The 23,093-nt window shown below is 66.0% G+C and carries 20 protein-coding genes; 10 read left to right on the forward strand and 10 right to left on the reverse strand.

Features of this window, described 5'->3' with window-relative positions:
- Positions 1 to 492: 492 nt before the first annotated feature.
- The gene (locus tag J2X06_RS16300) at positions 493 to 2,223 is read left to right on the forward strand and encodes a TPR end-of-group domain-containing protein (RefSeq protein WP_310064238.1); all 1,731 of its coding nucleotides are present in this window, start codon (positions 493 to 495) and stop codon (positions 2,221 to 2,223) included.
- A gap of 28 nt (positions 2,224 to 2,251) precedes the next feature.
- A complete protein-coding gene (locus J2X06_RS16305) occupies positions 2,252 to 2,974 on the forward strand; it encodes an rRNA pseudouridine synthase (RefSeq protein ID WP_310064240.1) in 723 nt (240 codons plus the stop codon).
- Between the two features lie 37 nt (positions 2,975 to 3,011).
- Here J2X06_RS16305 and J2X06_RS16310 read toward each other — a convergent pair whose 3' ends face one another.
- Positions 3,012 to 3,485, reverse strand: a complete 474-nt coding sequence (locus J2X06_RS16310) for a DUF1456 family protein (RefSeq protein ID WP_310064242.1) — start codon at positions 3,483 to 3,485, stop codon at positions 3,012 to 3,014.
- A gap of 255 nt (positions 3,486 to 3,740) precedes the next feature.
- On the opposite strand from J2X06_RS16310, the gene J2X06_RS16315 reads away from it, so the two are divergent.
- Positions 3,741 to 5,099 (forward strand): sensor domain-containing protein, encoded by a 1,359-nt coding sequence (locus J2X06_RS16315; protein WP_310064244.1) that lies wholly within the window; start codon positions 3,741 to 3,743, stop codon positions 5,097 to 5,099.
- Between the two features lie 150 nt (positions 5,100 to 5,249).
- Here J2X06_RS16315 and J2X06_RS16320 read toward each other — a convergent pair whose 3' ends face one another.
- Together J2X06_RS16320 and J2X06_RS16325 are read right to left on the reverse strand one after the other, a co-directional pair.
- Positions 5,250 to 6,791, reverse strand: a complete 1,542-nt coding sequence (locus J2X06_RS16320) for a M20/M25/M40 family metallo-hydrolase (protein ID WP_310064247.1) — start codon at positions 6,789 to 6,791, stop codon at positions 5,250 to 5,252.
- 86 nt (positions 6,792 to 6,877) lie between these two features.
- Complete coding sequence (locus tag J2X06_RS16325; protein WP_310064248.1) at positions 6,878 to 7,825, reverse strand: M14 family metallopeptidase; 948 nt, start codon at positions 7,823 to 7,825, stop codon at positions 6,878 to 6,880.
- A gap of 331 nt (positions 7,826 to 8,156) precedes the next feature.
- Here J2X06_RS16325 and J2X06_RS16330 point away from each other — a divergent pair, with 331 nt between their 5' ends.
- Positions 8,157 to 8,951: an OmpA family protein gene (locus J2X06_RS16330; RefSeq protein WP_310064250.1), complete on the forward strand. Its 795-nt coding sequence runs from the start codon at positions 8,157 to 8,159 to the stop codon at positions 8,949 to 8,951.
- A 141-nt stretch (positions 8,952 to 9,092) separates the two neighbouring features.
- On the opposite strand, the gene J2X06_RS16335 is transcribed toward J2X06_RS16330, so the two are convergent.
- The 4 genes from J2X06_RS16335 to J2X06_RS16350 form a co-directional block, all read right to left on the reverse strand.
- Positions 9,093 to 9,695 (reverse strand): DUF6445 family protein, encoded by a 603-nt coding sequence (locus J2X06_RS16335; RefSeq protein ID WP_310064252.1) that lies wholly within the window; start codon positions 9,693 to 9,695, stop codon positions 9,093 to 9,095.
- A 10-nt stretch (positions 9,696 to 9,705) separates the two neighbouring features.
- Positions 9,706 to 11,136, reverse strand: coding sequence for a hypothetical protein (locus tag J2X06_RS16340; RefSeq protein ID WP_310064254.1), 1,431 nt, complete (start codon positions 11,134 to 11,136; stop codon positions 9,706 to 9,708).
- Between the two features lie 61 nt (positions 11,137 to 11,197).
- Positions 11,198 to 13,216 (reverse strand): M13 family metallopeptidase, encoded by a 2,019-nt coding sequence (locus J2X06_RS16345; protein WP_310064256.1) that lies wholly within the window; start codon positions 13,214 to 13,216, stop codon positions 11,198 to 11,200.
- Between the two features lie 135 nt (positions 13,217 to 13,351).
- Positions 13,352 to 15,409 carry a M13 family metallopeptidase gene (locus tag J2X06_RS16350; RefSeq protein ID WP_310064258.1) on the reverse strand — a complete coding sequence of 686 codons (2,058 nt, stop codon included), beginning with the start codon at positions 15,407 to 15,409 and terminating at the stop codon, positions 13,352 to 13,354.
- Positions 15,410 to 15,586: 177 nt separating this feature from the next.
- On the opposite strand from J2X06_RS16350, the gene J2X06_RS16355 reads away from it, so the two are divergent.
- Complete coding sequence (locus J2X06_RS16355; RefSeq protein ID WP_310064260.1) at positions 15,587 to 16,429, forward strand: TSUP family transporter; 843 nt, start codon at positions 15,587 to 15,589, stop codon at positions 16,427 to 16,429.
- A gap of 36 nt (positions 16,430 to 16,465) precedes the next feature.
- Here J2X06_RS16355 and J2X06_RS16360 read toward each other — a convergent pair whose 3' ends face one another.
- On the reverse strand, positions 16,466 to 17,707 hold the full coding sequence (locus J2X06_RS16360; protein WP_310064262.1) for a PilT/PilU family type 4a pilus ATPase: 1,242 nt from the start codon (positions 17,705 to 17,707) through the stop codon (positions 16,466 to 16,468).
- A gap of 335 nt (positions 17,708 to 18,042) precedes the next feature.
- Here J2X06_RS16360 and J2X06_RS16365 point away from each other — a divergent pair, with 335 nt between their 5' ends.
- Together J2X06_RS16365 and J2X06_RS16370 are read left to right on the forward strand one after the other, a co-directional pair.
- Entirely contained in the window at positions 18,043 to 18,423 is a 381-nt protein-coding gene (locus J2X06_RS16365) for a cupin domain-containing protein (protein ID WP_310064264.1), read from the forward strand.
- Positions 18,424 to 18,885: 462 nt separating this feature from the next.
- The gene (locus J2X06_RS16370) at positions 18,886 to 19,527 is read left to right on the forward strand and encodes a response regulator transcription factor (RefSeq protein ID WP_310064266.1); all 642 of its coding nucleotides are present in this window, start codon (positions 18,886 to 18,888) and stop codon (positions 19,525 to 19,527) included.
- Between the two features lie 244 nt (positions 19,528 to 19,771).
- Here J2X06_RS16370 and J2X06_RS16375 read toward each other — a convergent pair whose 3' ends face one another.
- The gene (locus tag J2X06_RS16375) at positions 19,772 to 20,188 is read right to left on the reverse strand and encodes a hypothetical protein (RefSeq protein WP_310064268.1); all 417 of its coding nucleotides are present in this window, start codon (positions 20,186 to 20,188) and stop codon (positions 19,772 to 19,774) included.
- 308 nt (positions 20,189 to 20,496) lie between these two features.
- The gene (locus tag J2X06_RS16380; protein ID WP_310064270.1) at positions 20,497 to 21,519 is read right to left on the reverse strand and encodes a lysyl oxidase family protein; all 1,023 of its coding nucleotides are present in this window, start codon (positions 21,517 to 21,519) and stop codon (positions 20,497 to 20,499) included.
- A gap of 259 nt (positions 21,520 to 21,778) precedes the next feature.
- Between J2X06_RS16380 and J2X06_RS16385 the strand changes: the two genes are divergently transcribed.
- The 3 genes from J2X06_RS16385 to J2X06_RS16395 are packed head-to-tail and all read left to right on the forward strand — an operon-like array spanning position 21,779 to position 23,011.
- On the forward strand, positions 21,779 to 22,288 hold the full coding sequence (locus tag J2X06_RS16385) for a DUF2975 domain-containing protein (protein WP_310064271.1): 510 nt from the start codon (positions 21,779 to 21,781) through the stop codon (positions 22,286 to 22,288).
- 17 nt (positions 22,289 to 22,305) lie between these two features.
- Positions 22,306 to 22,527: a helix-turn-helix domain-containing protein gene (locus J2X06_RS16390; RefSeq protein ID WP_310064272.1), complete on the forward strand. Its 222-nt coding sequence runs from the start codon at positions 22,306 to 22,308 to the stop codon at positions 22,525 to 22,527.
- Positions 22,528 to 22,531: 4 nt separating this feature from the next.
- On the forward strand, positions 22,532 to 23,011 hold the full coding sequence (locus J2X06_RS16395) for a hypothetical protein (RefSeq protein WP_310064273.1): 480 nt from the start codon (positions 22,532 to 22,534) through the stop codon (positions 23,009 to 23,011).
- The last annotated feature ends 82 nt before the right edge of the window (positions 23,012 to 23,093 follow it).

A 23,093-nucleotide genomic window follows, 5' to 3' on the forward strand; every position in this document is an offset into this window, starting at 1 on the left:
CAGAATGGGATGGCTCTCGCACATGAGCGAAGTCCCATGGAGTGGCGTGCTTGCTGCGCGCAGAGCGCCCTCACTCAGCCCTCTCCCGCGTGCGGGAGAAGGGGCTGGTTGCCGGGCTGGGGCTGGTCAGTCTGGCGTCGGGGGCGGTATGGGCGCGGCTGACTCGAAGGCGCTCGCCACAATGATGCTGATGGATGGCTCGGGTGTGCAGCTGCGAATCCGCGCATCCACGCATCCACGCATCCACGCATCCACGCATCCATTAGCCAACGTGACACCCTCGCGCAGCCGGACACGGCAAGGCGCATGCCCGACCGCGCGATGCTCCACCCTTCACATCCCCCGGATTCCGGCGATTCATCGTGCGAGATTGCCGCATACTCCGGACCTGCCTGTCCTGTGGACCTGCGGCCGAGGCCGCAAGCCGGACCGGCGTGATCGCGCAAATCGCGCGAGGCAAGGCGATGGCGATTCTTCTTTGGAGATAGTCCCTTGGCCGACATTTTCGTTTCGTATTCCCGCCAGGACCGCCCGCGCGTGGCTCCGCTCGTGACCGCGCTGGAAGCGCAGGGATGGTCGGTGTGGTGGGACCCGGACATCACGCCGGGCGAGGAATTCGACTCGCTGATCTCGCGCGAGCTCGACGAGGCGCGCAGCCTGATCGTGGTGTGGACGCCGCAATCGGTGGAATCGCGCTGGGTGCGCGGCGAAGCGCGCGATGCCGCCGACCGCGGCGTGCTGGTGCCGATCCGCTTCGACAACGCCAAGCTGCCGATCGATTTTCGTGCGATGCATGCCACCGATATGGACGGTTGGAGCGAGGATCGGCATGCCCCGGCTTTCCTGAGCCTGTGCAAGGCGCTGGAGGCCAAGCTGGGCGTCGGCCACCACGCGACGCACAAGAAGGACGACAAGGACGAACGCATCGGCATCTGCGTGCTTCCGTTCGTCAACATGAGCACGGTGCCGGAAGACGAATACTTCAGCGACGGCATTGCCGGCGAAATCCTCACGTTGCTGGCCAAGCTGCCGCAGCTCAAGGTCGCTTCGCGCACATCATCCTTCAGCTTCAAAGGGCGTCAGGTCAGCATCCCCACCGTCGCGCGCGAACTGGGCGTGAGCGTGGTGCTGGAAGGCAGCGTGCGCCGTGCCGGCGACCGCGTGCGCATCACCGCGCAGCTGATCGAAGCCGAGTCCGACTCCTACCTGTGGTCGGAGACCTACGATCGCCAGATGAAGGACGTGTTCGCCATCCAGGACGACATCGCCCATAGCATCGTCGATGCATTGCAGGTGACGTTGACCCCGGGCGAGCGGCGCTCGATGCAGTACGTGGCGACCACCAACCCGGAGGCCTACGACTTCTACCTGCGCGGACGGCGCTACATGTACTCGATGGCCCGGCGTGACTACGAGCACGCCATCCGCATGTTCGAACAGGCGATCCGACTCGACGGCATGTATGCACTGGCCTATGCCGGCATGGCCGATGCGTATTCGCACCTGTACCGCTATGCCGATGCCTCGGCGGAGAATGTGGCGCAGGCCAACCGCGCCAGCGAGAAGGCGCTGGTGCTGGACCCGCAGTCGGCCGAGGCGCATGCCTCGCGCGGGCTGGCCTTGGTGATCGGCGAGCAATACGAGGAGGCGCACAAGGAATTCGACATCGCCACCACCCTCAACCCGCATCTGTTCGAGGCGTACTGCTACTACGGAATGGCCTGCTCGTCGCAGGGGGACCACGAGCGCGCGGCGCAGTTGTACGCGCGGGCGATCGAGATCAATCCGTCCGACTTCCAGGTGCCCATGTTCCTGGCCCAGTCCTATGCGTCGTTGGGCCGCCGCCAGGACGAGATGCGCGTGCGCCTGGGGGCGCTGTCGACGCTGAACCAGCACATCCGCCTGAATCCACACGACACGCGCGCGCTCTACATGAGCGCGCTCAACCTGTTCCGCGTGGGCGAGAAACAAAGGGCGAAGGAACTGGCCGAGCAGGCCTTGCGGCAGGACCAGGACGAACCGGTGGTGCTCTACAACGTGGCCTGCTTCTATGCCATCCAGGGCGACCACGAGCGCGCCATCGAGTTGCTCGAGAAGGCCGTGGCGCTGGGCTTCGGTGACCGCGCCTGGATCGAGACCGACAGCGACCTGGACCCGCTGCACGGGCACCCGCGCTTCGCCGCGCTGCTCGCAAAGATTGGACCGGCGGCGGCAGTGGCCTAGGATGCTGGGCCCCGCTTGAGGTTGCCCCATGTCCGATCCCACCCGACTGTCCAAACGCCTGGCCGAGCTGATCGGCTGCTCGCGCGCCGATGCTGAAAGCTATATCGAGGGCGGCTGGGTATCGGTCGATGGCCAGGTCGTGGAGTCGCCGCAGCGCATGGTGACGACCGAACGGGTGGAACTCGATCCCGCGGCGACCCTGGAGGCACCGCAGCCCGCCACGATCCTGCTGCACAAACCCGCCGGCTGGGACGCGATCGAGGGCCGCAAGCCGGCCGCCGCGCTGGTCACGCCCGACACGCGCTGGGCCGACGACCCCACCGGCGTCCGGCTGCTGCAGCGCCACTTCATCCGGCTGACGCCGCTGGTGCCGCTGGACGTCGATGCCAGCGGCCTGATGGTGCTGACCCAGGACGGCCGGGTGTGGCGGCGACTCACCGAGGACGCCGACCAGATCGAACAGGAATACGTCGTCGAGGTGGCCGGCGACATCGCGCCTTACGGCCTGCGCCGCCTCAACCATGGCCTGCGTTACCGCGGCCGCGAACTGCCGCCGTGCAAGGTGAGCTGGCAGAACGAGATTCGGCTGCGCTTCGCGATCAAGGCCGTGCAGCCCGGACAGCTGCGCGACATGTGCGCGCAGGTGGGGCTGCAGGTCGTGGCGATCCGGCGCATCCGCATCGGCAAGGTCCCGCTGGGCAAGATGCCGGCGGGAGCGTGGCGTTATCTGCCGGCGGGCGAGAAGTTCTAGGCAGGCCCGTTTAGGCTGGCCCGTCTGATCAGATCCGTTATTCAGGCCCGCGCACGCGCAGGGTCAAACCCTTGAGGAAATTGCGCAGCAGCTGGTCGCCGCAGGCGCGGTAGTTGTTGTGGCCGGGCTGGCGGAACAGCGCGGTCAGCTCCGGCTTGGAGATCGGGAAGCCGGCCGACTCGAAGACCTGGTGCATGTCGACGTCCTTCAGTTCGAACGCGACACGCAGCTTCTTCAGCACCACGTTGTTGGTGATGCGTTTCTCCACGGGCCGCGGCGGCAGGCTGTCGTTGCGCCCGCGGCAATGGATCACCAGGCCGTCGAGGAAATGCGCCAGCACGGGGTTGCCGCAGGTGGCGTAGTCAGGATCGTCGTCGCGGCGCAGGAACGCCTGCACGTCGGCCTTTTCGAGCGGGAATGCCGGATCGGCCAGCCTGGTGATCTCGACGACCTTGATGTCGCTGAGGTCGAGCATGTAGCGGATGCTGCGCAGCACATCATTGTTGATCATGGGGGCTTCCGGTGCGGCGGCGCGCGTGGGGCTGGGCTGGCCAGGCCGAGCGGGCCAGCAGGACACGCGCTGGCGAGTCTTCCGGCCATTATCGTGGATGGCGAACCAGCGTGGGCGACCAACCACGCCGGCATCGGGGCGGCCGTGGCCCAACGGAGCCATGGACCAGCCCCCCACCACTCCCGTTAGACTGATGTCGACCACCGGATTGCCCTGGCCATGGCCGGCCTCGTTCCGCCACCAGATGCGTGCCTGATGGAAAACGCCCACCCGCCGCTTGCCACCGTGATGGACCTGCTGCTCGACGCAGTGTGCGTGGTCGATCCCGACGGCCGCTACCTGTACGTCAATGCCAGCTACGAGCGCATCTTCGGCTACAGCGCCGCGGAGGTGCTGGGCAAGCCGATGATCGAACTGGTGCACCCCGACGACCGCGAGCGCACCCTTCAGGCGGCGCGCGAGATCATGGACGGCCAGCCCAAGCTGCATTTCCGCAACCGCTACCTCCGCAAGGATGGCAGCGTGGTCGACATCCAGTGGTCGGCGCGGTGGTCCGAGGACCAGCGCGTGCGCATCGCGGTGGCCCACGACGTCACCGAACTGCGGCGTGCCGAGACGGTGCAGGCCGCGCTGCTGGCGATTTCCGAGGCCGCGCAGACCGACGGCGACCTGCACGCCATGATCGCCAGCATCCACCAGATCATCGGCGGGCTGTTGCCGGCCACCAACTTCTTCGTGGCACTGCACGACGCCAGGCGCGGCGTCCTGGAATTTCCCTATTTCGTTGACGAACACGACGCCCCGCCCGGTCCCATGCCGATCGAGGAGGCGACGCTGTCCAGCGAGGTGATCCGCAGTGGCCAGGCCTTGCTGATCACGCCGGACCTGCAAGCCACCCTGCCCCCGCACCTTCAGCGGGTGATCGGACACGATGCGGTGGACTGGCTCGGCGTGCCGCTGTGCACGGCCGACCGGGTGATCGGCGCGTTGGTGGTGCAGAGCTACCACAGCACGACGCGTTACACCGCGGAGGACAAGCAGCTGCTGCAGTTCGTCTCGGCACAGATCGCATCGGCCATCGAGCGCAAGCGCAGCCGGGCCAGCCTGGAGCATCTGGTCGCCCACGACCCGCTGACCGACCTGCCCAACCGCAACTGTTTCCACGAGCGGCTGGAGCAGGCGCTGGAGACGGCGCAGCAGCAGAACCTTCGGCTGGCGGTGCTTTACCTCGACCTGGACGGGTTCAAGGGCATCAACGACCGCTATGGCCACGAACTGGGCGACCTGCTGCTGCACGAGGTCGGCCAGCGCATCCGGCATTGCATCCGCCAGTCGGACATGGTGGCGCGACTGGGCGGAGACGAGTTCGTGGTGATGCTGTACGGCATTTCGCACGACGAGGACGCGCTTGCCGTCGCCGAGCAGATCCGCACCGCGTTGCTGGAGCCCTACCTGCTGGAAGGACAGACCTTGCGGATCAGCGCCAGCATCGGCATCGCCCTGCACCCGGAGCACGGTGCGGAGAAGAAGCCGCTGCTGCGGCATGCCGACAATGCGATGTATGCGGCCAAGCGTGAGGGCGGCAATCGGCTGGCGTTGGAGAGCGTGGCTTAGCGGGACTGGGACGCGGGTCGATCGCTGGCCTGCTCATCCTTCGACTTCGGCCTGCGGCCTACGCTCAGGACGAACGGTGGTAACCGGTGGGCTGGAAAAACAACGCCCGCGTGAGCGGGCGTTGTTCGGAACAGAGTTGGTTTGCCCGGCTTATTGCCCGGCCGTCGTCTCAGCTGATGGACGTCCCAACTCGTAGAGATAGTCGACGAACGACATCACCGAACCGTCGAAACCCCGCACCTTCGGATTGCTCGACTCGATGAGGAAGAACTCGTCCGGCGCATGCGCGCCGCCGCCGTGGCCGAGGCCGAAGTGGGCGGCCGGCAGCGACAGCGGTGGCTGGGTGAAGACGAAGCCGGGGTACGAACCGGCCAGGCGCGGCCACAGCAACGGATCGAGCCCGTCGCGACGCAGCACCGCCAGTTGCGCCTGGACCAGGCGCGAATCGGCACTGGTGCTGGTCGAGTCGTAGCCGCCGCTGACGTTGACGGCAATGTCGCCATAGCCGTGCTTGGCCAGGTGCGCCTTCAGCGCCGCGACCGCCCCATCACGCGTGATCGGCGGCACCAGCCGCATGTCGATCTTGGCCACTGCGCGGTGCGGCAGCACGGTCTTGCCGCCGACGCCGGTGTAGCCGCCGACCAGGCCTTCGATATTGATCGTCGGCTGCGATACCAGGCGCTCGTTGGCCTGCTGCCACGGCAGGTCGTCGATCCAGTGCGGCACGCCCAGCACCTGTTTGGCCCGGGCTTCGCTGCGCGCGGCCGTCGATTTGGCGATCATCGCGCGCTCGTCCGCCGTCAACGGCGCGGGCTTCGGGAAACCGTCGATCGCCACGGTGTTGCCGTCCTCAGACACCAGCGTGTCGAGCGCCTTGACCAGGCGCCACGCCGGGCTGTCGACCATCGCCTTCAGCGACGAGTGCACATCCTTCGACGGCCCACGTCCCCAAGCCTTGCCATCGGCGACCAGCTCCAACTCGACCACGCCCTTGGCGCCGAGATTGACCGTCACCGCGCCATCGGCGTCCTGCAGCCCCATCGGCATGAAGACGCCGATGCTCTTCTTCAGCGCGGCCTGGATGTCCGGCCGCAACACCAGCTTGCCGATGTTGGGCGAGCCGATCTCCTCTTCGCCCTCGGCCACCAGCACCAGGTTGACCGGCATTGCCTGCTTCGCGTCGCGGATCGCGTGCAACGCCGCCAGGAAGGCCATCTCTGGCCCCTTCTGGTTGGCCGCGCCGCGGCCGACAATCGCCTTGCCCAGTCCCGGCTTGTCGACGATGCGTGCTTCCAGCGGGGGCGACGACCATTCCGCCGGGTCGAACTGCTTGACGTCGTACATGTAATACAGGCCGACGGTGGTCGGCGCGCCGGCATCGAGCGTGGCGTACACGCCCGGCTTGCCGCCGGTCTCGACGATCTCGACATGCTGGAAGCCGGCCTCGCGCGCCAGCTTCGCCATGTACTCGGCGCCCTGTTTGGCATTGAGGTCCTCGGCCGCGATGGACGGCAGTGCGATCCAGTCCTGCAGCGCCTTCACCGACGCATCGTGGCGTTGCGCCACCTGCGCCTGGATCGCATCGCGATCCGGCGTGGCCGCCTGCACGGCACCGGCCATCATCAGCGCCAGTGCAGCCACCTTCCATGCGCGCCCCCGCGCGCGACGAACCGCAAAATCCGATGCTCCCATTCGACGCTCCCCAGCAGTGATGGTGAGGCCGAGTCTAGCGTGGCGGCGCTGCGATGTTCGGCGCCGGACTTTGCCGATTGAGCGATTTAGACCCGTCCCGGGCCACGCGCATCGGCACGGTGCGCAAGCGCGTAATCGATGGCCGCGCACACCGACGTCGACTGCGCGGCGTTGCATTGCTCGGGCGTGGCGCGTGGGCTGTCGGGGTAAACCTCGGTGGTCGTCTTGTAGGGAGCGTCGGTGATGCCCGCGCACAGGCCGAGTTGCCGGAGCGGGTAACGGATGACGCCCGGCGCGACCACGGTCGAGCCGATGATCTCGCCGTTGGCGTCGGCCGGGGCGATGTGGGTGACCTTCGCCACCGCCTCGATCACCGCCTGCTGGAACCCGGGTTGCGGATGCTCGGTGTCGTCGACGAGGTAGAAACCGTCGGGGATCTCGCCCGGCTCGGACGGCTTGCCGTCGCGGGCGGCCAGCGCCGGCCGGAACTCGGACTCATCGCTGTCGGTGGTCTCGTGCAGGTCGACGTGCACGAGCACGCGATCGCGCAGCGGCGCGACCAGCTGCATCAGCGCTGCCGACTCGTGCGCCGGGCTGTTCTCGCGGAACGAACGGTTCGGGTCGATGGCGTCCGCATTCCAGCGATGGATGCGCTCATAGGCCCACGGGCTGACGCACGGCGCGACAAGCAGGTTGACGCGGCCCTCGTAGTCCGCAGCATGGCGATCCACGAACTGCAGCGCTCCGTGCACGCCGCTGGTTTCGTAGCCGTGCACGCCGCCGGTGACCAGTGCGGTCGGAAGGTCGTCACGCCAGCCGCGGCTTTTGATCGCCAGCAGCGGGTAGCTGTCCGGGCCATAGTCCAGGCGACCGTACTCGACGACATCGAAGCGCGAGCGCAGCCGCTCGATCACGCCCTGCACGTCCGCCTCGAAGCTGCGCTGGCGCGTCTGTCGCGACAGCCATTGAGACTTCTCCTCGGCGCCCCAGGGCTGGCCGGGCGTGCCGATCGGATATGTGGCAGGGGAGGTCATTGCGTGCTCGCTCTGTAGGCTCACGGAGGGCCCGACACTTTATCACTGCCCTGAAATTCGCCGCCGGCGAGACAAGACAAGAGCGGATTACGCCGGGCCTGGCGGCCGATTGGACGGCGCCTGAACGGTTTTGGTCCAGCCAGCTCACGCGATACCGATGCCTGCGCACTGCCAGTTTCTCACGTCCCCTTTATCCGCAAGGGGGGTTAATGGCGCTACTGCCCGTTTTGCTGGCAGTGGGGATCGGTCTGTTTCGACGCCGGCCCGAGAACACAGGCGGGATCGAAACGGCAGCACACATCTTCTTACAACCTCCTCCAAGGGATTGACCATGAATACCAGCAAGCCTCAGAAACATCTGTTGTTGGCTACCACACTGGTGGCGATCCTGGCTGCGCTACCCGCCTTTGCCGCCGATGGCGACAAGAGCAAGATCAAAGGGCTGATCACCGCGGTGCAAGGCAATACGATCACCGTCAAGGACGCCAACAACAACGTGCAGACGATCACCGTGTCGTCGGAAACGAAGATCAAGAGGACCAAGGGTCTCACCGGAGCCGTGCGCGAGAAGGCCGAACAAAGCGCCCTGATGCCCGGTCTGCCGATCAACGCCGACGTCGTCGCCGATGGGAACGGATTCGACGCGACCGAGATCACCTTCAAGTCGGAAGACTTCAGGACCGCGCAGCAGGTCCAGGCCGGAGTGGCCCCGACCAGCGCACGCGTGGATGCGGCCGACGCGCGCATGAACGACTTCGGTACCTATGAAGCCCTTGCCACTGCCGAGGTACAGTTCGCGTCGGGCAGTGCGGCGATCTCGGAGAAGGGCAAGTCGGACCTGATGGATTTCGCCGCCAAGGCCAAGGACACCAAGGACTACCAGATCGTGCTGCAGGGGTTTACCGACTCGACCGGCAACGCCGCGGCGAATCAGAAGCTCAGCACGATGCGCGCCAACGCGGTGGAGAACTTCCTCCGGCAGCAGGCCGGCCTGGCGCCCGGGCGCGTTCGCGCAGGCGCCGGCATGGGTGTTGCCGCCGACGCCGGCTCGGGCAGCAATGCCGACGCACGCAAGGTCGTGGTGAAGCTGGTGGTCGACAAGGGCGTGCAGGACGCAAACAAGTAGTCGTCGATGTTCACCGGCAGATGATCGGAAAAGCCCCGCTTCGGCGGGGCTTTTGCGTTGCGGCGAGTAGCGACGGGATTGCGCTCAATTTCTCGTCAGGGGGGTGCGACCGTTGACGATCAATCGGTTTGCGCGGCAACCTCACGCCGCCGCGAAAAACATCAGGTAGACCAGGCGGCCGTTATCGAGGCTGTCGCCGAAGCCCGCGCCGGCGGTGTGCCACAGCCACGGGCGCAGCAGGATCAGCCGGTTGAAGCGCATCGGCACGCTCATCGTCAGTTCCCAGGCGCTGTCGTCCAGGCCGTCGCGTTCGATGATGTCCTGGTGCGCTTCGTCGATGGAGCGGTAACCCAGCGCCGCCAGCTCCTGATCGTTCATCGGGCGGCGATCGGTATTGGTACGGCGATGACGGAAGAAATCTGTGCCGCCGCTGCAATCCTCGGGACGACTCAGGTACAGCACGCCCGACCAGTAGCCAGGATCGACATGCACCTTGCCCCGCCCCGTATCGGACGCCAGCGTGCTGCGGAACTTCGCGTGCGAGCCCAGCGGCTCGATCACCTTGAGCCGCTCGCCGACGATGCTGGAGATGTACGGCGCCAGCCCGTCGATCTCGATGCGCTCTTGCGAGTTGCGGCCGGGGAACGCGCCTTCCTGGTCGGGATAGGTCAGGCGCAGGCCCGCGTCGCGCAGTTCGTTCGCGCGTTCAAGGAAGTCGTCGACGACGATCAGGGAAGTAGGCATTGCGGCATTGTCAGGAAGCGGGAGTTGCGGGCGCCAATGTCAGCAGGCCGCCGGCAAACAGGCGATGGGTGGATTCGATGCGGTCCATCTCGTCCGAGGCCAGCTCGGCGCAGCGGCGCCCGAGCAACGCCTTCGCCGCTGCCAATGCCTGCGGCCGCAGCGTGGTGCTGGCGTAGTCGTTGAGGCAGCGGCCCGTGTCCCAATCCACGTGGCGGACCAGCGGACTGATCTGGACCTGCAGCGCTTCGAAATCGGGCGCGGTCGGCAGCGGGCTCTCCAGGCGGTCCAGCGCGGCCAGCAGGCTCTGCTCGAACGCCGCAAGCGACCACTGCCGGTCGATCAGCGCCGCACCGCGCTGGCACTCTGTGGCCATGGCATCGCCCTGGCCAAGGTCGGCGAGAATGCGTTCCGCAACACCACGATAGGCCTCTGCGTCCTGCCTGCCGTCGGCCGCGGGCGTCATCGCCGGCGTTTCCAGCACGTGGATGCCGTGCTCGGGCGGCAGCAGGAAGCGGTTGTTGCCGACGCCGTTGGTGTACACCGGGCAACCGTTGTGGACGGACTCCAGCACGTAGAAGCCGAATGGTTCCGGGAAGCGGTTGTACGCCAGCGCAAACCGGCAGCGCCGCATCAGCTGGAACAACGTGCGCTGGTTCAGCAGCGGCACGCTCAGGAAATAGTCGTCGCAGTTGCGCCCGGCCGGCGCCAGCATGGCGTCGAGCGCGCGGCGATTGTCCGGGGTCAACGAGGACTCGGAGACCAGCAATTTGATTCGTTTGGCATTGGGGCTGGTGCGCAGCTCGTTGAGCCAGAACATCACGCTCAGCGTCGCGAACCAGTCCTGCTTGCCCGGCTGCAAGGCATGGCCCCACACGACATCGTCGCTGAGCTGGCGTTGGATGTACGGCGGCAGGTCGGCCCCATAGCCGAAGCCCGGATGGCCGTCCGGTCTCTCCACGCACGGCACCGGCAGCGTGATGCGGGTCAGTGCGCGCAGTGCGTGCGGGTTGAGGCAGCGGCGCTGTTGCCAGTTCGGGAAGGCGAATATCGCGCCCAGGGTGCGCTCGAGGTACGGCGAGTTGGCGCAATGCAGGTCGATGTCGGGCGACGTCATCCACGCGCCGGTACCATAGGCCAGGCCGTGGTAAAGCACGACGTTGCGTCGCGCCCAACCACGGGCCGGAGTGCGGACGGCCATGCCGGCGGCGTCGAAGAACGCCACGTCGGGCGCCGCCGCGCCGTCGAGCGCGGCCAGTTGCGCGCTGAGGGCGAGAGGCACCATGGCCTCTTCGCCCAGGTCGTTGCGCGGAGGTGCGAACGTGCGCACCTGCCAGCCGTTGCGCGTCAGGATCGGTCCGATGGCGTCGTTGACGTAGCCGACCGAGCCATGGAACGGCGGCCCGCCGGTCTTCGACAACATCAGCGCGATGGATCCGGACACGCCCCTCCCCTGCATCAGGCACGCAACTCCAGCGGAGGAAACGCGACGTGGTTCTGTTGCATCACCAGACCTCGCAGCGATCGGCCTGCGGACGCACCATCGGGTCGCCGGCCTTGCATTGGAACGCTTCCTGGAACGCAGGCAGGTTCGATAGCGGGCCGTTGACGCGGTACTTGGCGATCGGATGCGGGTCGCCCTGGATCATCGTGCGCTGGGTTTCCATGCGCGTTTCGTCGCCGCGCCATTGGCCCCAGGCGATGAAGAACTGCTGCTCCGGGGTGAAGCCGTTGAGGGTCGGTTCCGGGCCCTTGCCTTCGCGCGACTTCAGGTAGGCGCGGTAGGCGATCTTCGCGCCGGCCAGGTCGCCGATGGATTCGCCCAGCACCAGCTTGCCGTTGTGGTGGACGCCCGGCTCGATGAAATAGCCCTCGAACTGGTTGACCACGCACTGGCCCTTGGCCTGGAACTGTTTGTTGTCCGCGGGCGTCCACCAGTTGGCCAGGCGGCCCTGCGCGTCGAACTGCGCACCCTGATCGTCGAAGCCGTGGCTGATTTCGTGGCCGATGACCACACCGATCGCACCGTAATTGACGGCATCGGTGGCGTTCACGTCGAACGCGGGCGGCTGCAGGATGCCGGCCGGAAACACGATCTCGTTCTGCAGCGGGTTGTAGTACGCGTTCGACGTCGGCGGGGTCATGCCCCAGCGGCTGCGATCGGTCGGCTTGCCGACCTGGCTGCGGTTGTCGGCCACGTTCCAGCGCGACGCGGAGACGACGTTGTCCCAGGCCGAATCGCGCGTCACCACCACGCCCTTGTAATCCTTGAACTTGTCCGGATAGCCCAGCTTGGGGAAGAAGGTGGCGCGCTTCTCCAGCGCTTTCTTCTTGGTCGCCTCGTCCATCCAGTCCAGGCCGCGGATGGTGTCGTCCATCGCCAGCAGGATGTTCTTCACCATCTCCTGCATGCGCGCCTTGGCTTCCGGCGGGAAGTATTTCTCGACGTATTTCTGGCCGAGCGCCTCGCCGAGCTGGTTGTCGGTGAGTTCGGCACAGCGCTTCCAGCGCGGCTTGATCTCGGTCGCGCCGGTCAGGAACTTGCCGTTGAAAGCGAAGTTCTCCTCGACGAAGGGCTTGGACAGCGAATCAGCGGCGGCATTGAGGACCTGCCACTTCAGATAGGCCTTCCACTGCGGGAGTGGCGTCGTCGCCAGCTCCTTGTCGACCTGCTGCAGGAACCCGGGCTGGGTCACGTTCAGTGCATCGTGCGGCATGTGGGCGGCGTCGAAATACCTGGCCCAGTCGAAGCTCGGCGCGAGCTTGGGCAGGTCGGCGAACGCGGTCGGATGGTCCTGCAGCTTCGGGTCGCGCAACTGCACGTTGTCGAGCGAGGCCTCGGCCAGGCGCTTCTCGAAGGCGAACACGGTCTGGGCGTTCTGCTTGGCCTGATCGGGCCCGGTGCCGGCAAGCTCGAACATCCTGGCCACGTGTTCGAGGTACTTCGCACGCGCCTCGACGAAGCGTGGCTCGGTCTTGAGGTAGTAGTCGCGGTCGGGCATGCCCAGGCCGCCGGCGTAGATGTTGGCGATGGTCCTGGACGGCTCGTGGAGATCTTCACTGGCGAAGACAGCGAACGGCACCATCACGCCCACGTCGTGCAGCTTGCCGATCATGCGCAGCAGGCCGGCCCTGTCCTTGATCGCGTCGACTTCGGCGAGCCAGGGTTGGACCGGCTTGCTGCCGAGCGCGTCGACCCGGGATTCGTCCATGCAGGCGGCGTAGAAGTCGCCGGCGAGCTGGCCGGCGCTGCCCTTGGGCCAGTCGGTTTTCGCCGACAGCTCATTGAGGATGTCGCGGACGTGTTCCTTGTTGACCTCGCCGGATTGCCAGCGCCGGCTCCAGCGGTCCATGTAGTCCGGAATCGGATTCTGTTGCCGCCACGCGCCGTTGGCGTAGTCGAAGAAGTCGGTGCAGGCGTTGCCGTTGCGGTTGATGTCGTCCGGATCGATGCCGTGCAATGCACCGGCTGAAGCCGTCGTGGCGGCGAGTAGCAATGCGATGGAAAGGCTGGACCTGATCACGGCAACGTCCCCGGCTGGCGATGTGGCGGCCACTATAACGAGAAGCCGCGTGACGCAACCGTACCGGTCGTCGTGGTTCCACTGCCCTCACCCCAACCCCTCTCCCGCAAGCGGGAGAGGGGTACGGTTCCGGCCTTACCAGATGCGCACGCGCTTTTCCGGCGCGATGTACAGCGCGTCGGTGGGCTTGACGTCGAACGCCTGGTACCACGGGTCGAAGTTGCGCACCGGGCCGTTGGCGCGGTACATCCCCGGCGAGTGCGGGTTGGTCTTGATCAGCGTCAGCAGCGACTCGTCCCGGTACTTGCCCTTCCAGATCTGGCCGAACGCGAGGAAGAAGCGCTGGTCGCCGGTCAGGCCGTCGATCACCGGCGCCTTCTTGCCGTTCAAGCTCAGGTGGTAGGCGGTGTAGGCCATCGAGATGCCGCCCAGGTCGCCGATGTTCTCGCCCATCGTCAGCGCGCCGTTGACGCACTGGCCTTCGAGCGGGCAGTACGAGTCGTACTGCGCGCCCAGCGCCTTGGTGCGCTGGTCGAAGTTCGCGCGGTCCGAGTCAGTCCACCAGTTGCGCTGGACGCCGGCGTAGTCCGACTTGCTGCCCTGGTCGTCGAAGCCATGGCCCATCTCGTGGCCGATCACCGCGCCGATGCCGCCGTAGTTCACCGCCGCATCGGCGTTCACGTCGAAGAACGGCGGCTGCAGGATCGCGGCCGGGAACACGATCTCGTTGAAGGTCGAGTTGTAGTAGGCGTTGACCGTCTGCGGCGTCATGCGCCATTCGTCGCGGTCGGTCTTCTGGCCGACACGACGGTTCTGGTCGGCGCGGTTGAAGCGGCGCATCGCCACGGCATTGGCGACCAGATCGTTGGGCACGATGGCGACGCTGCCGAAGTCGGTCCACTTGTCCGGGTAGCCGATCTTCGGACGGAAGGTTTCGAGCTTGTGGTAGGCCTCGGCCTTGGTCGCCTCGCTCATCCAGTCCAGTTGCTGGATGTTCTGGCGCAGTGCCACGCGCAGGTTCTTGACCAGCTGGTCCATGGCCACCTTGGCCTCGGGCTTGAAGTAGCGCGCGACGTACATCTCGCCGACCGCATCGCCCAGGCCTTCCTTCGCGCCCACCATCGCCACGGCGCGCTTCCAGTCGTCGCGCTGCGCCTTCTGGCCGCCGATGACCTTGCCGTTGAACTGGAACGACGCATCGTCGATGGCATGGCTGAGCAGATCGGCGTTGCCGTCGATCGCGTGGAAGGCAAGGTAGTCGCGCCACACCGGCAGCGGCGTGGCGGCGATCACGTCCAGCATCGGCTGCACCGCGTCCGGCGTGACCACGTTGACGCGGTCGGGCTGCGGCATTTCCTGGGCGCGCAGGTGCGCGGTCCAGTCGTAGCCCGGGAACTGCTTCTGGAACTGCGCGAAGGTCGAGACGTTATAGGTCTTGTCGCGGTCGCGGCGCTTGGCGCGCTCCCACTGCGGCTTGGCCAGGGCGGTTTCCAGCGCCAGCACCTGCTCGGCGCGTGCCTTGCCATCGGTCACGCCAGCGAAACCGAGGATGCGCTGGATGTGCTGGACATAGGCCTCGCGGATGGCGACGAAACGTGCGTCCGGATTGAGGTAGTAGTCCTTGTCCGGCAGGCCCAGGCCGCCGACGTTGAGGCTGACCAGGTACTGGTCGGGGTTCTTGCGGTCCAGCTCGACGCCCAGGCGCACCGGCGCGGCGCTCGCGTCGAGGTCGGCATTGGCGAACGCGGCGATCAGCTCCGGCCTGGAATCGATCGCGGCGATGCGGCCCAGCACCGGCTGCAGCGGCTTGATGCCGGCGGCATCGCGCGCGGCGCGGTCCATGTAGCTGACGTAGTAGTCGCGCACCTTCTGGCCGTTGCTGCCGGGGGCCAGGTCGCTGCGCTTCTGCAGGTCCTCGACCAGGCCGTGCACCTGCTCCTCGGAGCGGTCGCGCAATTGGTTGAACGAACCGTAGGAAGTCTCGTAGTCCTTGAGCTGGTAGGTCTTCAGCCATTCACCGCTGACGTAGCGGTTGAAGTCGTCGCCGGGCTTCACCGACAGGTCGCGCGCGCTCAGGTCGACGCCGAAGTCGCCGAGCTGGGGCTTGCCCGCGGGGGCCTCCGCGGCAAAAGAAATGGCGGAAGCCAGGCCAAGCGCGGAAGCCAGGCCAAGGCTCAAGGGCGAAAACTTCATCGGATGGTCCCCCATGGATTTGAACGCCGGAGCCTAGCGGCCACCGACGGGGCGGTCGAGTGTCTTTGGTTGGTAGCCGGGATCCGCCGGCCGACTCCGGGACGGCCGCCAGAATCTGCAAAGACGATCGTCCATTCCGGCTCGGCGCCGCCCCGTTGGCGCCATTTTCCGGAGACAATGCGCGCCCCTGATTTCGAGGCTGGTCGTTCGATGGAGTTGTCGCTGGAGGTCCTTGCCTTCCTGATGGCGGTCGCGTTCGTGGCCGGCACCATCGACGCGATGGCGGGAGGCGGCGGGCTGCTGACCATCCCGGCCCTGCTCGCCGTCGGCGTCCCGCCGGTGGCCGCGATCGCCACCAACAAGCTGCAGAGCGCGATGGGCACGACCGGTGCGGTGGTGGCGTTCGCCCGCAAGGGCCACGTCGATTTCCGTCGCTTCGCCCTGCCCGCCTTGGCCGCATTCGTCGGTGCGGCGTTCGGTGCCTGGTTGCTGCAGCGGCTGGATCCGTCGTTCCTGAGCGGCGTCATTCCAGTGCTGCTGGTCGCCATGGCCGTGTATTTCCTGCTCGCACCGCGGATGAGCGACGAGGACCGCCACCAGCGCATCGGCCCGTTCGCGCTGGCCGGCGTGATCGCCGTGATCGGCGTTTACGACGGCTTCTTCGGCCCGGGCACGGGATCGTTCATGACCACGGCGCTGGTCGGCCTCGGCGGCCTGGGCGTGGTGCGGGCGACGGCGCAGACCAAGTACTTCAATCTCTCCAGCAACCTCGCGGCGCTGGCGGTGATGATCAGCGGCGGCCACGTTCTGTGGACCGCCGGCCTGGCCATGGCCGTGGCCAGCATCCTGGGCGGCCAGGTCGGCGCGCATGCCGCGATGCGCTTCGGTGGACGCGCCGTGCGCCCGGTGCTGGTGACGATGTGCCTGGCGCTTACCGTGAAGCTGCTCGCCGATCCGGCCAACCCGTTACGCGTGGCCGTGATCGATTTCGTCGCAAACGTCGCAAACCGGCCGGCCTAGTTCCGGCGGGGTGGTCCACCAGCGGAATGGCTCCGCCTACGCCGCCGCCTGCCTGCTCGCCTTCAGGCGCTCCAGTTCCAGCCGGTCGCGCTTCTCCTGTTGCCTGCGCTGCTCTTCGAGACGCTCCTCCTCACTGGGCTCCTCGTGCAACGACAGCGAGGCCCCCGCCGCATTGGTCGGCTCTCCGCGAGGGCTCCTGAGCTTGATGTTCAGCCGCAGTTCGTTGGCGGAGTCGGCGTTGCGGATCGCCTCCTCGTAGGAGATCTGCCCCTCGTTGTAGAGCTCGAACAGCGCCCAGTCGAAGGTGCGCATGCCCAGCTCGCGCGACTTGTTCATGATGCCCTTGAGCTCGTTGAACTCGCCCTTGAAGATCTTCTCGGCGATGGTCGGCGTGTTGATCAGGATCTCGATCGCCGCCACCCGCCCCTTGCCGTCCTCGGTGCGGATCAGGCGCTGCGAGACGATGGCGCGCAGGTTCGCCGACAGATCCATCAGCAGCTGCGTGCGGCGCTCCTCCGGGAAGAAGTTGATGATGCGTTCCATGGTCTGGCTGGCGCTGTTGGCGTGCAGCGTGCTCAGGCACAGGTGGCCGGTCTCGGCGAAGGAGATCGCGTGCTCCATCGTCTCCGCGTCGCGGATCTCGCCGACCAGGATCACGTCGGGCGCCTGGCGCAAGGTGTTCTTCAACGCGTGATGCCAGCTGTGGGTGTCCACGCCGACTTCGCGGTGGGTCACCAGCGACTTCTGCGAGACGTGCGCGTACTCGACCGGATCCTCGACGGTGATGATGTGGCCGGCCGAAGTGCGATTTCGGTGGTCGATCATCGCCGCCAGCGAGGTCGACTTACCGGAGCCGGTGCCACCGACGACCAGCACCAGCCCGCGCTTGTTCATCACCACCTCCTTGAGGATCGGCGGCAGGCGCAGTTTCTCGAAGTTCGGGATCTCGGCGGCAATCGTGCGCACGACCATGCCGACCTGCCCCTGCTGCACGAACACGTTGACGCGGAAACGCGACACGCCATGCAACGCGATCGCGAAGTTGCACTCCAGCTCCTGGGCGAACTCCGCGCGCTGCTTGTCGTTCATCAGCGCCTCGGCCAGCTTCGCCGTGATGGCGCCGCTCAGCTTCTGCTCGGTCATCGGCGTCATGTGGCCGTTGGCCTTCATGCTGGGCGGGAAGTCGTGCGCGATGAAAAGATCCGAGCCCCCCGCTTTCACCATCGAAGCCAGCAGTTTGTGCATGTAGTCGCGGGCTTGCTCTGGGGTCAGTGACATGTGATCCGTGGGAAAGTTCTAAAGCCTGATTCTGCCAGTGGAGCTTGCGACTCGTGTGACTGGATGCGCGAAATGCGAAGCAGCGCACGGCATTCCAGTCGTGACGAATTTTGGTATCACTCCATACGACGCAGGCGAGACGCAAGTGACCACGCGCGTCACCTCGCCGCCCCGGCAAAACAGCGGTCACAGTGCATACCCCGGAGTACCTATTCCAGGGGGCAGAACACGAGGCTGGTTGCCGGGAGCTTCTACACTCCCTGCATGCCAGCTCACCACGACGGCGCCGGGCGTCGATGAACTTGGCATGCCGCCCTTTTGGTTATGGAGGCCAAATGAAGGAAGCCATCAGTCGCATCGACCCCGATGCCGAGTTCCACACCGACGAGCTCTGCTACGTCAATGAGCTTTCCAACACGCCGGACGACCCGGAACTGTCGATCGCCCGCGCACGCGTTGCGCCTGGCGTCGTCACCCGGTGGCACCGGTTGAGCGGCACAACCGAACGCTACGTCATCATCGAAGGCCAGGGCCGCGTCGAAGTGGGCCGTCTTGCGCCCCAGGACGTCGGCCCCGGCGACGTCGTGATCATCCCGCCAATGTGCCCGCAGCGGATCGCCAACCTGGGGCCAGGCGATCTGGTGTTCCTCGCCGTTTGCACGCCGCGCTTCACGCAGGAGGCGTATGAGGACATCGGGCACGAGATGGACGGTTGAAAGTCGCACGGCAAGCGCCGCGATGCTTGCACTGCAACCTTGCATACGCGCGATGCGGCCGGCTCCGTCCTTCATGCGGCGCAAATGCTCGTGCCTGCGAGCCATCGGCGTCCTGCCCCCCTTTCCAGTCGTCGCCCGATCCCCCTGTTGGGGGATGCAGTCCGACGGCCGTCGCAAGGCGCGTTGTTGATCGATAAGGCGTCGCCCCGAGGATGGCGTCGAGGGATTGGCGGGGACAGGGAACGGTACCTTCGAGGTACTTGGGGTTCCTGTCTAAGTCAGCGCGCCTGGTTCGCCATGCGCGGCCGGAACTGCGTCGCCTGAAAAAGTTCGGCTGCTTTACACAGGAACAGGATGACCACGATGCACGCAGAACAAGACCGCGCTGTACGTTCAGGCGAAGCCCCTTATTCGGCGCCGCTTGTTCTGGACGAGTTCGGGGTTTCGGCAGCCATCACGGTCATGACCGCTTCCAACAGCAGGGCCCTGCACGCGACCTGGCTGTCCATGCTGGCATGCGAGCCAGGCATCGAGATCAAGGGCGAGCCGGTCATGGACGCGACCTGCCTGGCGACCTGCCTGGAGCGCCGCCATCCCAAGGTGCTGCTGCTCGACAAGATGTTGCTGGACCGTCTGGACCCGCTGTCGCTGCGAAGGATCCGCCAGCACCGCCCTCACGTGCGCGTACTCCTCGTGTCGGGACAGGTTTGTCGCAGCGTGGTGGCCGACGTGTTGCGCAACCGCTTCCACGGGCTCCTGTTGACGACGAGCCCTCCCGATCTCTACCTCAAGGCGATCCACGCCATCAGCAAAGGCGAACTGTGGCTGTCGCGCCAGCTGATGGCCGAGGCCATCATCGACCCGACGTGGCCGTTGGAAATCGGAGTATCGGCCGATCCGGAACGCCTCCACGCCATGGAAACGCTCTCGCGAAGGGAGTTGCAGGTCGTCGAACGACTGCATCGGGGCTGCAGCAACAAGGAAATCGCGCGCGAACTGGGGATCATGGAAGACACGGTCAAGAAGCACCTCAAGAGCGTCTTCGCCAAGCTCGGCGTGCGCCGCCGCGCACTGGTCATCCTCCAGGGGTCGGCTACTGCGTGACCCCCCGGCAAGGACGCCGCCGGATCAGAACTGTCGATCCGAGATCAGGTGCTTCGGATCGATCGCGATCGCAGCTTTATAGGGTCCCCGCGGCTCGTTGCCCGTGTACAGGGCCGCCCCTCATGAGGTGGGAGCCCAACTCCATTCCCAACACTCGCCGGATGCAGACACGCAGCGCAGTCGAACGGAGGATTGCTCCGCTCAGCCACAGCTGCGTCTCTGCATGCCCAGCCTTCCGGTTTGGTTAGTTGCCGGGCTCGGGCGGCTGCGGGAGGATTCTCGTCGCAAGGCATTCCACATTGGAGGCCTTATGGGGGCCGATCACCGATGCCAGGTGCAGCGGCGGATCAAAAAGCGCATCCACGAAACCATCGCCATGGGCAATGTGGGCCGCTGCTGCATTGTCACTGGCCCCGATCACAATCCCGAGGAATTGATTCGGACCAAGGGTAATAGTCAGCCCGCCCTCTACTTCGACAGAACAGGTGCCGGTCATGTCACAGTTGGCGCCCAGGTCTCGTGGCCCGCCAATGTTGTGGCAGATGACGTCGCCTTTCGGAGGAGGAGGATACTTGTCGCCAGCGAGGGCGGATCCGGCAATCAAGGTCGCGCCGACACTCAGCGCAGCCGTCATCAGCGATTTCTTTGTCAGCCTAATCATTTCAGTCTCCTTAGCTCAGTTGGTTGAACGTATGTCCGTGCCCGTGGGACTCGCTGTTATGACCGGTGACCGCGCGTTCCTTCTGTCCCAGACGCACGTTGGCAGAGTCGAAATCGTGAAGCCATTCCACAAAAGAGGAATTTGCTCACCCCGGCGACAGCTTTTGATTTCCTGTACTTCGGGCGGCAGCAACAGGAAAGTCGCACGCGAACTCCGGATCCAGGAAGACCCGTCAACAAGCTCTGCAAGGCGCGTCCGCGAAGCTCTGCGTTCACCACCTCGCGGGGCTGCACCGAAAAAGTCGTCAGCTACTGCGTGACCGTGAACCCATTGACCAGGGTGCCGCCGCTACCGACACGCACGTTCCAGACCGGATCCTGACGCCCCTTCCTCTTGACGTAAGGCACCGTCACGGTTGCCGTGATCGTGTCCACCGTGTCGGTGTCCGATGTCAGCTGCACGTTGCTGGCGACCGGCCGTGAGCCGTTGCCGCCATCGAAGGTGACGCCCATGCCCTGGGTGAATCCGTAGCCGGTGATGGTGACCTGCACGGTGGTGCCCACGCGCGCCGATTTCGGGGTGATCGACGCCACCGACGAGCACAGGCCGCTGGTGTCGAGCACGGTGACGGTGCTCGGCTTCTTGATGCTGAGCAGCACGCACGACACGTTGTCGTTCTCGTTGGTCTCCTGGAGCACTTTCTTCGGATCGACTTCGATCTTCAGCTGGTAGATGCCGTCGGCGTTGCCGGTGAAGTCGATCTCCTGCCCGGCGAGATAGGACAGGTAGGTGTCGCCCCACCCGACCGACATGCCCTGGAGATCGCGCCCGCACGTGCTGTAGAACGGCTGTGCCGGCGCGCGCGGCAATCCAAGGTTGATCGCGGTGGTATCCATTACGCAAAACGTGGTCTTGGCGCCGGTGCGAAGCGATCCGCCAGGTGCATTGACCGGCTGCAGCGTGTAGAGCGCGTAGTCGTTGAAATGCATGTGGTCGTGCGCGGGGTGGTATTCGAAAGCGCCCGCGAAGTACAGGATCGGAGGCCCGCTGCTCTGGTACACCACCTGGTACACCCGCAACTTGCCCGACCCGGTTTCGACCTCGCCGGCGGCAAGTTCCAGCGGCCCGGCGCCGTTGTTCCAGCTGGTGGTGCTGAACCGCAGCGTGGAACGGCCGCCGGCATCCGTGCCCAGCGTCGTGCTGAAGGCCCCCAGCGGGATCAGGTTCGGTTTCAAGGCCGTCTGCGCGGCGGCGGTGCCAGCAAGCGACAACGCGCCGGCCAAGGCCGCTGCCAGCCAAGGCGCGCGCCTGCGAAGTAGGTTCGGAGTCATTGCGACACCTCGAATTCATGACGTCCGGCAGCCCACGCCGCTGCCCGGCGGCCAACGCGCCGGACCGGCGGCTGGTCCACCCACGCTCTCAAGGCCGGCCAAGGCGGGCAATTCCACTAAAGAGGAAGTCCGGGAACGTGCTCGCCCGGCCTTGAAGCGATTGGGCACCGAGCCACCGCCGAGGGATGACTTCCGGCCTATTTTTATCGTTTATCGATATTTGTATTATCGTTTTACGATACCCATCGGGAATGCTCCCATGAATCGCACGTCCGCCCGAGCCCTCGCCGTTGCCCGCCCGGTCATCCAGGTCCTGACCGTCCTCAACATCCTCTACGCCGTCTGCATCGCCTTGCTGCTGGGCTGGAGCTTCTTCATGGAAGGCTGGCCGGAAAGGGCGCTCGGCTTCGACCTGTCGAAGTACCCGCTGGTGCCGCTCGGGCTGCGCGCCATCGTCGTCGTCGGCCTCATCGGCGCGGCGATCGTGCACACGATCCTGCGTCGGCTGCTGGCAATCGTCGACACGGTGCGCGGCGGCGACCCCTTCATCGTCGAGAACGCGCGGCGTCTGGATGCGATCGCGTGGAGCGTGCTGGCGCTCGAAGTGCTGCGGCTGGTCGTCGTTGCGATCGCGGCGGCGGTGTGGGAGCCGGGGCGGCTGGGCGGTTTCTCGTTCGCGCCGTGGCTCGCGGTGCTGATGCTGTTCGTGCTGTCCGGCGTGTTCGCACACGGTGCCCGCATGCGCGCCGACCTCGAAGGAACGGTGTGACATGGAGGCACTGTGACATGGCCATTGTCGTCCGCCTCGACGAACAGCTGCACGCGCGTCGCATGACGCTCACCGAGCTCGCCGCGCGCATCGACATCACCCTCGCCAACCTGTCGATCCTGAAGACCGGCAAGGCGAAGGCGATCCGCTTTTCCACGCTGGAGGCTATCTGCGCGGTGCTGGAGTGCCAGCCCGGCGACCTGCTCGCCTTCGATCCCACGCTGCCTTCCGAGGAGTGATGCCATGCTCGTCCGCCCGGTCGTCCAGTTCCTTGCTCCCGACCCGCGCCACGACGGCGTCCGCCCCGTCCAGATATGGGGCCTGCGACTGTTCTTCTTCCTGATGCTGGTGTTCGTCGCGTCGTTCGCATGGCGCGTGCTGCTGACGCACGAAGGTCCGTGGGATCCGGTGCGCGCGATCGCGTTCGCGGTGTGGGCCACCTACCCCGCGCTCGCGCTGTTCGGGCTGCTCCATCCCCTGCGCTGGCTGCCGCTGATGTTCTTCACGATCGGCTACAAGGCGATCTGGCTCGCGTTCGTGGCGTATCCGCTATGGCAGGCCGGCACGCTGTGGGGTACGCCCACCGGCGAGGTCGCCGGCTCGTTTCTCGCGCTGCCGCTGCTGGCGGCTGTAGTGCCGTGGGGGTATGCGTGGAGGACCTATTTCGCCTGGCCACGGCGAGTGATCGAGGCGCGGCCGACGTCGGCGAGTGAAGCCGGGTAGACGCCAGCGCTGCCGCACTCCGCTCCCAGGAGCTGTCGAATCGCGGCCTGTCCAATCGTCATACAGGCAAACCCCAGGAGAG

The sequence above is a fragment of the Lysobacter niastensis genome, assembly GCF_031457115.1.
GTDB lineage: Bacteria > Pseudomonadota > Gammaproteobacteria > Xanthomonadales > Xanthomonadaceae > Lysobacter_J > Lysobacter_J niastensis_A.